The following is a 12,446-nucleotide window of genomic DNA, read 5'->3' as shown; positions in this document are numbered from 1 at the left end:
ATTCTTTACACGGTGAGAATAATTTTTATGTTATTGATAAAGAATTTAAGTTTACTGATTTTGATTATGACATGGAATATCTTTTTAATGTTAGTGTAACTTATTACGATAAAGGTATAAATGGGAAAGAAAATATTTTTTTCTCAAAAAAAGAAAATCTTTGATCCCATTGTTCCCCACTGTTCTTAGTGTTAAAACGTCAGATCAAGGCTGAAGTCTTTTTAAAAAATAAGCCAATAAAAGCATCATTAAGAAAAGGTTGGTATACCGTAGGTAGTAATTGGTTTCTAACATACGAAAAAGATATTACAATTTTTGAAAAGTACAGATGTTTGTAATTATAATTACAAATCAAAGCTTCTTAATAAAAACCGGAACTAGACTTAGTAATACCTTTCTAAGAGAATTAGGTCTGATTAAAAATAAGTTGATACAATGAAATTTATCTGTCTTTTATTGAAAAGAATATTTCAAACGAGATTCGAAATTTGGTATTTGCAGAGATTCAGCCCCTGCAGGAATTCTAATGGAACAACGCTTAGGTAGAACGGCTGTACATACAGGAAGTCGAATGTAATATTCCCAAAAACAAATAAACTAAATAGCCATGATAAGAAATAAGCAATATGACCAGAGTCAAGAACATTTACAGTTATCTGAGGAGGAAGAAACTCAACAACATGTAAGTACATTAACGCAAGAACAGAAAGAGAACGCCCTAAAAAATTATGATCAAAAAAATAAAGAAAACTGGAAACGGGTTTCTCAGCAATTAAAAAATTCAACAGATCAATCGAAAAAAGAGGAGACCGCTCCCACTCAAATTACATTAACCTCAAGTGTTGGTGCTGGAGGGGCAAATTTAGTGTCAGATGTCAAAAAAATTCAAAAGAAATTAATGAACTTGGGTTTCCTTTCTGAAGGTTGTTTTGATGAAGAAAGCGTAGATTTATTCAAGGAGAAAAAAGATACTGATAAAGTTAAGGATACAGATATTCCTCATACTATTGAAGCTATAAAAAGTTATGAAGCTACAGTAGAATATGTGGGTTATGCAGACAGCAGAAAAAAGCCTTCCGGAAAAGTCACTCCTACTGGCAAGACTATACAACTGATGAATATTCAAAAAGCATCAGTAAGCGAAACTCAACTCAACGCTATCAAACAAAAAAGGAACTCGGTAAACATCGATGTTTCTAAAGAAATTGACTTGAGTAAGATTGAAGGGAATGTGGGTGATATTGATGATGGCAATAAAGTCGAAGACATCACCCTTGTTCAAGATGCACTGATTGAATTAGGCATTTTAAAGTTTGATGAGGAAAACTCTGAAAGAAGTGATGCTATCTTCAAAAAACATCCTGATAGTTATTTACAAGGAAAAGAAGCACTCAAGAAAGAGCACTTAAAACTGACCATTAAAGCCATTGAAGTTTTCCAAAATTGGAAAAAAATAAAGCACTGGAGAACCAAAAAAGTGCATCCTAAGTTCAAAGAAAATGCGAATGAACAATGGAAACAAAATGGCAGAAAAAAGAAAGAAAACTTTCTTGAAAATACCGGTTTTACTAAAGGTGTAGTCAATAAAGGGGACTCTACTTATTTACTATTAGACGCTTACAAAAAGTTTAAATTATCCTTTAAGGCAAATGGCAAAACACAATCTTACTCATTCAGTAATCTTGTAAGAAGTGGTGATGCTGTAAATATGGATGGGCTTTCGATTATGGGTAAGGCGAAAGCACAAGGAGTAGATCTTGCTACCATTAAAAAATTTGGATTAACAGACATACAAGCCAAGGCTTTAAAATATGTCTCCACGCATGAAGGTAATTTTGATGCAATCAACTCCTATGATCAGGCTGTTATTTCCTATGGCTTCATTCAATTTGCTGGCGGTGGTAGAAGTTTCAATTCATTGCTTGCACTTATGAAGAAAGATTACCCTTCTACTTTTAAAACCTATTTCCAGGATTACGGTATTGATGTAGAATACCTTGAGAAAAATGGTAAAATAGTAAAAAGTACCATCGTTGCTGTTGATGAGATAACAGGAGATAAATTAAGAGGAATCACCGCTGAAGACTACATTAGAAGTAATGAAAAATTGATAGGAAGTTTAATTATGGCAGGACATGATACAAAAGTGCAGGAGGCTCAGATTAAACTTGCTGCGAATATGTATGTGAAGCCCGCAGCAAAACTCAGTTTTAAAAGCACAGCAAATGTCCCACATCTTAAAGTAGTCAAAAAGCTAACAGACGGCAAAACAAAACAATCAACATTTCTTGGTAAAAAAGATATCGATACTTATAAAAAATCAGCCGATTATAAGGCCATCAAAAATGATTCGAAGTTGGGGAGCCTAACAGAAGGAAGTCTAAATTTATCTGGTAAAAAAGTAAATACTGTACTTACTTCTGCAAAGTCTACCACTTCATTAATTAATATGGCCATCAATGATGGTATTGGTGGTGCGGGTGTAAAAGTCTCCAAAGGAGTACGAGATTATATCGTTGAAAAGAAAATTTGTACACTTGATGAAATAAAAAGTGCTTCAGAAGTAGAAATTCTTAAGAAAGTAAAAAAACATGTATTCAAACCAAAACGTATTCAGGCCATCATCGATGAAAGTTCTATTTAATACTATTCTTCTTTTGATCATCATTAGTTGTAATCAGGTAAAGAGTCAGAATAATAACCATTCAAAACAAACAATAACTGTGGAAACAATATACTGGGAGCCAGAGCCTGAAGAGGCTAATGGAATTAATTGTAGCATATCTATAGAATACCCTATTCTAAATGGCGAAGGAGCATTGATCTCAGAAATTAATGATCAAATCAAAACACAAATATCAGAAGATGTGGAAGAGTCGAAAAAATTGTGCAGTGTAGAAGATATTGAACCAGAAGATTTACCACGACGTGATAACGATTTAGACATCTTTTTTGAAGGGGGGAGTAACTCACATATTATTTCTTTAGTCATAAAGAAATACGTCCGACCTTTAGGAGGTGCCTATGCTATGAAATTTTTCAAGTATTATAATTACATATTGAGTAATGAAAGTCCATTATATCTTGATGAAGTAGTAGACATTGAAAAAATTAAGGAATTATGTTGGGAGCGTGTTTTGCTAAGAGATTTTGACAATCGTTTTACGCAAAATGATTTGTACAATTATTTAAGCACAACCCAAAACTCCAACTTTGTGATTACAAATGAGGGACTAGAAATTTACCTATTACCTCTAGACGAAGACTCCTATCTGCTTGGTGAAGAACTCTGCATAAACCTATCCATTGATGATATTAAAGATGCACTCAAAATTGATTCTTCATTATTGCCATAATATTGGAGCTTTCTACTAAAGACATTGTAAACTAAATTATAGTATTTAGAAATCAGGAGATTTCTGATGATCTGTAGGACACGAATGACGCTTACGCTTAACATTCGCGCCAGGGGACTTTCTAACCAAATCGTTTGGTAGTGCTCCCCCGGCCTTGAAGGGAAAAGCGTTAAGAATTTCATGGAGTGAGCCGTTAAAAATGATTTTCTTGTTTGAGCAAAGCGAGTTTAAAATCATTTAGGCGAGAGAAATGGAATTTAGCTTTTAACTTCAAAGCCTAGATTTTTTGCTTCGTTTTTCATCAATGGAAAAATGAAGAAGAAAGAAGCTTGGAAGTAGAACATAAAAGCTTGCAGAAATGTCGATAAAAGTTGATGATAATTTAGTTTTCTTCTGTCCTAGTACTTATAAAATAATTCTGATCTCAAATTAAGCAAACTGAAAAACTAATTATAAAATGGGTCAACATAAGGATTATAACAACGACTTTGACTATGAAGAAGAACATCAACATAGTCAACCACATACTCCCATCACTCCAGAGCAGAGGACTAAAGTCCTAGAAGAGTATGATAAGAAAAATCATAAAAAAAATGAGCTGGTCAAAAGGTTATTAAAACTCTCCGCTCAACAGTCAACAGTTTATTTAACTGAATTAAGGAAAATAGTAAATGAAGAAAGAGGCTTTTTTAATGACCTTGCTTCAAGAGCTACTCAGATAATGAGGCTCTTTACAAAAGCAGATGAACAAGGGTTTATCAATGATGAAAGGTTAGTTAAACTGGTATTGAGAGATCTAGATATAAAAGATATTATAATTGCAATACAAGACTGGAAATCTATCTCTTATATCGATAAAATTAACCTTGCATTGCGTGTTGATGATGAAATCCCTTATTGGTTATTTCTCAAGCTGATCAAAAATAACCCTAATTATGAAGCAGTTAAACGTCGTTGCAATAAGTTTGACCATGATGATGATTTAGATGTAGCTCTTATTAATTCATTAATCAGAGAAGCTCCTATTGAGGTTGCCAATGATAATAAAAAGTCTGAGAGGTTTAATACAGATCTCCCAATATCAAAATTGATAAAATTTAGAGAGGAGTATGATACGATGGTGAACAATGGAGCTTCAAAAAAGAAATTGAAGAACCATCAGAAGAAATTTATTACTGCTTTAAAAGAAAGCGGGTTTGATTCTGAGACGGATTTTGACAAGTATGTCAATAGTCTTTCAGAAGATTATTATAAGAACTCGTTTTTACCTGAAGCTATTGAACTTACTCATTCTTGGTTAGATACAAGTGAAGAAAGTATTCTTAAAGAATATAAGAATGTAGTTGATGATAATGGTAAATTAATTTTTGAAAGCCTTCAAAAATATAGTACCGACTTTAAAACTTTAGAACAGTATTCTAAGTCAAAGTATTGGAAATTTCTGGAGTTTTTTACTGACTTAAATTATGGTCAGTTTTTACTTTCTCTCACTAGTTTTAGTCCAATAATGGTAGGCCTCCCTGGTGCAGTCAATTTAATTACAAGTATTGACCCCTCATTTCTTGTGGAACTTGGTGAAATTAATGAGGCACATGCAAAAGTTTTAAATAGGGTAAAAACCGGCTTAGCAAGTGAGCATCCCATTTTCTTAGACTCAAGCCTTGATATTATTAGTCTCTACGATGACTATGTGAAAAATGAAACGTCAACAAACGCATTATCTGAACATCTTCGAGAACACCTCATTGAACGACTTGAAAACATAGACACTGTCCGAGAAGCAATAATAGAGGATCCCGAACAGGTACTCTCCATGGAACTTGTAATTAATGCTACTAAACCAAAAGTAAACCAATTAAGTATTCCTCATTACGATCAATATGTTGATCAAAAAGTCGAAGATAAAAAAGATTTAAAATTATATAGAGACATAGGTTTAGCGGTACTGAGTATTGGAGCAGGTGTAGCTACTTTCTTTACAGCAGGTGGTGCTTCTCCTCTATTAGCCGGTACATTGGGAGCTATTTCTGTTTCGCTCTCTGTAGCTGATATTTATATCACACACTCTGAATATAATGAAGAGAATGCAAGAGCCAACACTTCAATAGACCCTGTATTGAAATTAAGTGCACATGACCCTGCTTTTGGGTGGGTACTGCTCTCCTATGCAGGTGCAATTTTGGATGTTGTAGATGCCGTAAAGGTTTTACCTAAAGTTTCAAAAGCACTGCGAAGTGGCAAAACGATAACTGGGGAACTAACAGAACTGGGACAAGCCCTCAAAAGCGCAAACAAAATTGCAAGTGTTGCGGATTTTGTCAGTGAGACATTATACAAGATCCATAAAAGAAGGGCAATTATTAATGATGTTGTCCAAGAAGTTTTAGAAAAAGGAAGTAAGGAACTTAAGGAAAAACTACCATTATACTTAGAGCGGTTCTTCAATGAGTTGCTTTTGTTAAGCGATAATCAGCTTGAATTTGCACTTGCCGATGGGTTCCAAAATATCCTAAAGGCATCCACAGATAGTCATCTTAATTCACTTTCTGAGATTGTTCAAAATGCTGTTGTCAAGTTCAATGCAAAAGAGCTAGGTGAATTTGCAGAAGTAGCAGGTAAGCAACTTTACGATCCTCGCTTTGATGAAGTGTTTAAATCCTTTAAGGAATCTAGCCGTCTGAGAAGACTAGTAAACAAATTGGACAGTCTAGATGACATCACGAAAGAATTATACTTAAAGCAATTAGGTAAAATTGTGAACCATAAATTATTTCAAAAGAATAAAGTTGCATTCAGTAATATCTTTGAAAAATATGTCATTGGTATAATTAAGGATGGTAAACAGGGACTTTCTGTAGATGACCTCGGGAATATTTTTGAACAAATTAATAAAATTGAAAGTGTAGCACCCAAATTACTAGACAACTATTTAAAAAATTTCGAAGGAACTAAGCTAGCAAATATTAAAGCAAAATATTATGTAAAAGCTGTAGAAGCAGTAATAGATGAACCAAAAGCACTTTCTGAGTTTCTAAATCAAACTAAAAATGACGCGAAATTATTAACTGATTTATTCAAAGGTGCTAAAAACTCTTTAGAAAAAGGGTATAGAATACTGGCTGAATCGAATAAACACCTAGTAGAGTTATTACAGAAAGGTGGAGGTCCATTTACTCCTAATGATATCAAAGAATTAACGGATTACCTAAAAGAATATAAATACCTAGACAGCGGTACTTTAGGAGATATGCGATATGAGTTCATGAATGGTTTTTATGAAAAATTTGCTGATATTATTCCGGATACTAAACAAATTGGGGCCTATTTGGAAACACTACGTTATGGTGCAGGCTCAGTAACAGAGACTTATGTTTTTAAAAATAATATTTTACAAAGAATAAAAGGATATGAGCATTTTAAATCGTTAGAAATTAAATTTGATTTGTCAAACCTTCCTGGATTTAAAAATAAAAATCTTCTTATCCCTGATCAATTAATGGTCGCCTATCATAAAATGGGTGGTGAACAGGGAGCAATTACTATTTTGGCTGAAATAAAAGCGGGCTATCGTTCTGGAAATATCTCTGATAAACAAATTAAGAATTATATCAATTTTATGAAGATAATTGATGAAGGTGAAGAAGCTGCTGAGGAACTTCTAAAGCAAATTGCAAAGAAGGCTGGTATTTCTAATATAGATAATATCTTAATAGAGGGAATTGATTACCTGTTTGTACCAACTATTGCTAAAGGTGATGGATTAACGGATAAGGCCGCTGAAGTTGTTGTAAAAAAGTTTGCAAAGTATGGTGGCGGTAGTGATTTATTACTTGAAGGTAAAATAAGATTGAACTATATAGACGAAGGAGGGATGGTACAAACTCTAAGCGAAGAACAAATAGAAATATTATTAAATTTATGAAAAAAAATTATATCGAATTAACTGGGTATCAATATAAAAGCAACCTAGTTCCAAAAAAAACCTTAACAAAGCTAATTGAAAACCCATTTATAAATGAATGGGAGAAGCTAAGTATTAGTAGCCTTAAAGAGAATTCTGCTCATTTTTATATCAATGAAAAAGGAAACTATGATTTGAATAAAGCTATAGATTTTCTTTTTGATGAAAAATATAACAGTGAAGACCAATCAATAGGTATCTTTGGAGAAGGGATCTGGATGACAATAATGAGTATTAAAAAAGATACTGATATTTTAAAAGACCGAGATAAAAAAGATAAAGCCTATCGTTTTAATGTTTCCTTTAGCTTTAAAGAAACAGCTCTTACTAAGGAACAATTTCCAGCTTTTTTCGAGTACCTCAAACCTCTTTTTCTAGAAATAGACATACCTGTAAAGTATTTTTTTAAAACTCGAGTCACAGCTGAAACCACTGATGGAAAATATAAAAACATTGAATACTTTAAACTCTTTAATAAATTCCCAAAAACTAGGTTTGGTATCAATTGGCGAATGATTCTAGGAGAACTTGATTATGACAAAGACTTTACAATTGAAAAGTTAGATGAAATTCCTGCATTGCACAAAACAAAATACCTCAAACAAGTGAAAGGCAAAGATTATAATTTAATGGAGTTTCATATCTATAAAGATATTTATGAATACGAATCAGATGAAAGTATGGCATCATTTCGAGAAACATTAAATGCCTTGAAAAAGTCATCAATCGAAAATAAAAAAAACGGGTTAATCCCACCTGAAGAAAAACGTTTTCAAATTTCATAATACAAAAAACACCTTTTGATAAGCAGTCAGAAGGTGTTTTTATTTATATTTTGGTTTTAAAATAATGGTGTTACAAATAGCAGACTAACTATTTCCCTGAAATTATATATGACATTACAAACTTGATAAAATTTTAAAAACGCTATCAGATTCAACTGGTATAAAAGATATTGAAAGTATTATTCTAGATGGAATGGATTATATCTTTATTGAACCTAAAAAAGGTGGAAGTGGGTTTGAAGCTGCAAAAAATGCATATGAAAAAATACAAGATATTGCAGATAGTATGAAAATAAAGATGTTTGATGACAAAGGACCATTAATAAGAATAAAATATCTAGATAAAGATGGACTTTTAAAGCTTTATACTAACAACATATAAATATTATGAGAAAAAATAATTTATCTTTTCAAGGATTACAGAAAAACACAAATCCTTTCAACGACAACTTCTATAAGAGCATATTTAATATTCCAGATTTAGATACATTTCAGAACATGAAATTAGAATATAAATCAAAGAAGACTGGTGAATATTTAACCTTTTTAAAAGGTGACTTTAACATAGAAACAATATTATTGTTTTTAAATCTAGAGAAATTTAAAGATCATAACATCCAGATTTATCTACAAAAAAATGGTTGTCTTGCAGATTTTTTAATTCTGGGTGATCCCTCAAACAAAGATGAGAGAGATTATAATAAACAATACACAAATATAAGTTTCAGCTTAACATTCGAGGAAAATGTAATTGATACAAGCAAATATATTGACCTGTTTGATTATTACAAGTCTTTTTTTTTGACAACTACGGTACCTATCCGTTGTTACTTTGGGACTATAATAACCGATGAAACCACTAATGGTAAATACAAAAATCAATTAATTTTCCGGCATAAAAATAAATTCCCTTTCACCGGAATCTTAATTTGCTGGAAAATGATCTTAGGTGAATTGTATTATGATGAAGATTATACCTCTGATGTAATCTTAAAAACACCAGCTCTTTATAGTGCTCCTCTTTTAAAACAAGTGGAAGGCAAAGATTATAATTTAATTGAATTACATACCTATAAAGATTTTTACAACTATGAATCTGACGAAAGTATGAAATCGCTAAGGGAAACTTATGGATACCTTAGAGAGACGATGTTAGAACTTGAAGAAAAAGATTTAATTCCTCCTTTGGAAAAAAGATTTCAGTTATAAAATCAATCACTTATGAAAGATCATCATAAAATATGCAACTAAAAATGAGTAAATAGATTTGTTTTATTCAGTATTAACTGAGGTTATTAATGATACTTCTTAGATAAATTGAGAATTATTTTTCATCAATTACGAATTAAATCGTGATAAACTCTATTGCATTTGATTTATCTATCTAATTTTATTAACATTGTACAAAACAGTTTTAATTTTAAACTAATGTTTTCATTACTCTGACTTAACGAAATACGAAACAATTAGAAAATCATAAAACGCTTGATGGTACTCATCAAGTTTAATCTCTTTTCTTTCCTCACTTTATTCCAAAATAACAATGGCACAACTTGATTTATCTCAAAGAGAACAATTGGAATACCTTCTTCGACATGGTGGTGCAAAAAAACGTATTGCAAAAATATTGGGGATTCATTTGTCTACTTTGTATAGAGAGATCAAAAGAAATAGTGTGGATGGAAAATATGTAGCTCAAAAAGCCAACGATTTAGCGGTGGCACGAAAAAAAGTGGTGGGCAGTCTCCCTAAAGTAAAAAGAATAAAAAAAATTAAACGAAAAAACCGATACGAACTATATGCTGACCGTAGACATATTTATTGGCATTCGGATACTCCTTGGGTAAGAAACTCCTACTTTTTTATCCGTTGGCACTTTGGAGGTAAATATCATCGCTATAAAATTCGTTTAGGCTGGGAAAAGAGGTACCATTATAAAAATGATATTCCTATTCTACAACAGTTAGTTGAGTTTATGCTGAAAACACGAAAGCCGAATAAGCATGTGGCTTTTAGAGTGGAAAGAGGGTGTAGTAAAGCAAAAGATAAAACAATGGTGAGGTATGCTAGAGCGGTGTTTTATAAATATATTAGAAGAGCGTGATATCTCATATTGGATGAGATTATCTTTGCCTTAATTTATGAAGGCGATATATCTTGACAAGAAGAAATAGATCGTCATTTTGTAGATTTTTTCAACTAAAAGCATTGAGCATAATTATAAAAAGGATAAGAAAATTGGGAACTACTCCATTATCTTATCCTTTTTTTATTGGGTTTATAGCCTTTCGCGTTTGCTCACGATTTTATTTTTATTTTTCACATTAGATTCTAAGTTTGAATTCAAGAGCAATGGAAAATGAAGAAAAAGTAAAAAGCTTGCAGAAATTGTTATTGATAAACCTAATTCTTCAAAATATACCCCTTCTCATTCAACTCTTCCAAAGACATTCCTAAAGGCACATAGCTTTCAGGAGCATTACTAACATAGATCTTCATAGGTACTTCACGTTTTGGTAAGCCCATGATGCCGGAGGGGAGTTTTCCAATTAAAGTAGATTTTATATCGATAGCCTCTAATTTTGGTAATGCAAATAATTCTTCAGGTAAATCCGTAATCATAAGGCTATTATATAAGCCTAAGTATTCTAGATTTTGTAGTTTAATGATTTGTGAAGATATTTTTTCAAAAGGGTTATTACCAATATAAAGCCTTTTTAGTTTTGTATTTTGATAAATAAAATCTGGGAATTCCCAAAGGCCTTGATCCGTTAAAGATAATACTTCTAGGTTATAACATTTTTTGAAGGATTCCATTGGGAATTCAGTATGCCCTCGGTACCCTATATCTACCTTTTTCAATGAATCATAGGTACCAAAAAGGTTATCCATATGATCTAGTTTGCGGTTATCTTCTATAAAAATGTTACTTATCTCATAGGTACTATATTCCAGTGGGATTTCGGAGATATCTGTTTTGGATATAAACAAGAATTTTAGTTTTTGATTTTTTGTAAGTGATGGTAGATTTCTAACTTTCATATTACTAAGAAACAAGGAAGAAAAATTTTCTAAAAATATTGAATCAGGTAGATATTTGATGTTACTACCTTTGAATCCAATATGTTCTAAACTATCTAATTCTAAAACCTGGAAAGGAAAAGATTGAAGAGGCACATTAATGAAAGTGATTTTTTTTAGTCTATTAAAATTCTTAATCCATTGTGGAACAGTTTTATTATTTAACCAATTCATAAATAAATATTCTAGGTTATTAAATCCTTGAATTTCATTTGGTATGGTATCAAAATGAGATGATAAGGTTATACTATACACATTTCCTTGTTCATTAGATTTATATGCTAATTTAGTATTGTATTTATTGTTAATCTCTTCAACTAACTTCAGATCATTAATATTTGAAGAGCAACCAAAAAGAATTACAAAAAAGATACTAATTATTTTTCTTATTGTATTGATAGTCATAGTTTTGTTGGTCTTCATATAAGTTTTTTAAAATAATATCTAAATGTCTTGCTTCAAAAGTAGGTTCATAATCTTTAAAAGTTTGAATCCCAAGTAAATTCATGAAAAAATCTTCAGGTCCTCCATCCCCAAAATACTTCTTAGCTTGATCTGCATTAATTGTCATAAAAGCATCTTCATTTACATTATCCCAACTTGTTTCATTTTTAAATTCCCAAAGATCTCCAAAGAATTTTTGAGGTAACTGATCTAGTTCACCAGCATGTGCTTTACTATATTCCTCCCAAGTATTTTCTTTTGGATTTACTTCAATAGATTTACCTTCTGTTTTGATTTATAAAAAGAAAGACCAAGTGTAATTTTATTAAAAGCACTCTTAGTCTTTACTTTTCAATATTGATAGTTATAATATCATCTATTATTCTACTTCAAATTCTCTTCAACAAATTGCTTCTAATTCTTTAAAATATACCCCTTCTCATTTAATTCATCCAAAGACATTCCTAAAGGCACATAGCTTTCAGGAGCATTACTGACATATATTTTCATTGGTACTTCTCGTTTTGGTAGGCCCATGATGCCGGAGGGGAGTTTTCCAATTAAAGTAGATTTTATATCGATAGCCTCTAATTTTGGTAATGCAAATAATTCTTCAGGTAAATCCGCAATCATAAGGCTATTATATAAACTTAAGTATTCTAGGTTTTGTAGTTTAATGATTTGTGAAGAGATTTTTTCGAAAGGGTTATTACCAATATAAAGCCTTTTTAGTTTTGTATTTTGATAAATAAAATCTGGGAATTCCCAAAGACCTTGATCCGTTAAAGATAATACTTCTAGATTATAACATTTTTTGAA

General features: G+C 31.5%; 9 protein-coding genes and 1 pseudogene. 7 read left to right on the top strand and 3 right to left on the bottom strand.

All coding sequences use genetic code 11. The features are described from left to right. The first annotated feature begins 607 nt into the window (after positions 1–607). From AVL50_RS17990 to AVL50_RS17960, 7 genes are all read left to right on the top strand, one after another. The gene (locus AVL50_RS17990) at positions 608–2,644 is read left to right on the top strand and encodes a hypothetical protein (protein WP_062617880.1); all 2,037 of its coding nucleotides are present in this window, start codon (positions 608–610) and stop codon (positions 2,642–2,644) included. Positions 2,645–2,723: 79 nt separating this feature from the next. After that, positions 2,724–3,356 carry a hypothetical protein gene (locus AVL50_RS17985; protein ID WP_157491404.1) on the top strand — a complete coding sequence of 211 codons (633 nt, stop codon included), beginning with the start codon at positions 2,724–2,726 and terminating at the stop codon, positions 3,354–3,356. 457 nt (positions 3,357–3,813) lie between these two features. Next, on the top strand, positions 3,814–7,278 hold the full coding sequence (locus AVL50_RS17980) for a hypothetical protein (RefSeq protein WP_062617878.1): 3,465 nt from the start codon (positions 3,814–3,816) through the stop codon (positions 7,276–7,278). Next, positions 7,275–8,102, top strand: a complete 828-nt coding sequence (locus tag AVL50_RS17975; protein ID WP_062617877.1) for a hypothetical protein — start codon at positions 7,275–7,277, stop codon at positions 8,100–8,102. The genes AVL50_RS17980 and AVL50_RS17975 overlap by 4 nt, the downstream gene beginning before the upstream one ends. 193 nt (positions 8,103–8,295) lie before the next feature. Next, complete coding sequence (locus AVL50_RS17970) at positions 8,296–8,484, top strand: hypothetical protein (RefSeq protein WP_062617876.1); 189 nt, start codon at positions 8,296–8,298, stop codon at positions 8,482–8,484. Between the two features lie 5 nt (positions 8,485–8,489). Beyond that, positions 8,490–9,311 (top strand): hypothetical protein, encoded by an 822-nt coding sequence (locus tag AVL50_RS17965; protein ID WP_062617875.1) that lies wholly within the window; start codon positions 8,490–8,492, stop codon positions 9,309–9,311. A 334-nt stretch (positions 9,312–9,645) separates the two neighbouring features. Further along, positions 9,646–10,206 (top strand): helix-turn-helix domain-containing protein, encoded by a 561-nt coding sequence (locus tag AVL50_RS17960; protein ID WP_062617874.1) that lies wholly within the window; start codon positions 9,646–9,648, stop codon positions 10,204–10,206. A 299-nt stretch (positions 10,207–10,505) separates the two neighbouring features. Here AVL50_RS17960 and AVL50_RS17955 read toward each other — a convergent pair whose 3' ends face one another. From AVL50_RS17955 to AVL50_RS17945, 3 genes and pseudogenes are all read right to left on the bottom strand, one after another. Continuing rightward, the gene (locus tag AVL50_RS17955) at positions 10,506–11,588 is read right to left on the bottom strand and encodes a leucine-rich repeat domain-containing protein (protein ID WP_062617873.1); all 1,083 of its coding nucleotides are present in this window, start codon (positions 11,586–11,588) and stop codon (positions 10,506–10,508) included. Further along, positions 11,557–11,754, bottom strand: coding sequence for a hypothetical protein (locus AVL50_RS17950; protein WP_062617872.1), 198 nt, complete (start codon positions 11,752–11,754; stop codon positions 11,557–11,559). The genes AVL50_RS17955 and AVL50_RS17950 overlap by 32 nt, the downstream gene beginning before the upstream one ends. Before the next feature lie 287 nt (positions 11,755–12,041). After that, positions 12,042–12,446, bottom strand: a pseudogene (locus AVL50_RS17945) (leucine-rich repeat domain-containing protein); the annotation flags it as partial.

The organism is Flammeovirga sp. SJP92 (genome assembly GCF_001583495.1).
GTDB lineage: Bacteria > Bacteroidota > Bacteroidia > Cytophagales > Flammeovirgaceae > Flammeovirga.
The sequence above is the reverse complement of the archived record's forward strand: the minus strand, read 5'-3'. Positions and strand labels throughout refer to the sequence as shown.

Bases quoted from the DNA above. Each gene is read 5' to 3' on its own strand.
- AVL50_RS17990 (WP_062617880.1), top strand. From the start codon at position 608: ATGATAAGAAATAAGCAATATGACCAGAGTCAAGAACATTTACAGTTA.
- AVL50_RS17970 (WP_062617876.1), top strand. From the start codon at position 8,296: ATGGATTATATCTTTATTGAACCTAAAAAAGGTGGAAGTGGGTTTGAA.
- AVL50_RS17975 (WP_062617877.1), top strand. From the start codon at position 7,275: ATGAAAAAAAATTATATCGAATTAACTGGGTATCAATATAAAAGCAAC.
- AVL50_RS17950 (WP_062617872.1), bottom strand. From the start codon at position 11,754: ATGACAATTAATGCAGATCAAGCTAAGAAGTATTTTGGGGATGGAGGA.
- AVL50_RS17960 (WP_062617874.1), top strand. From the start codon at position 9,646: ATGGCACAACTTGATTTATCTCAAAGAGAACAATTGGAATACCTTCTT.
- AVL50_RS17965 (WP_062617875.1), top strand. From the start codon at position 8,490: ATGAGAAAAAATAATTTATCTTTTCAAGGATTACAGAAAAACACAAAT.
- AVL50_RS17955 (WP_062617873.1), bottom strand. From the start codon at position 11,588: ATGACTATCAATACAATAAGAAAAATAATTAGTATCTTTTTTGTAATT.
- AVL50_RS17980 (WP_062617878.1), top strand. From the start codon at position 3,814: ATGGGTCAACATAAGGATTATAACAACGACTTTGACTATGAAGAAGAA.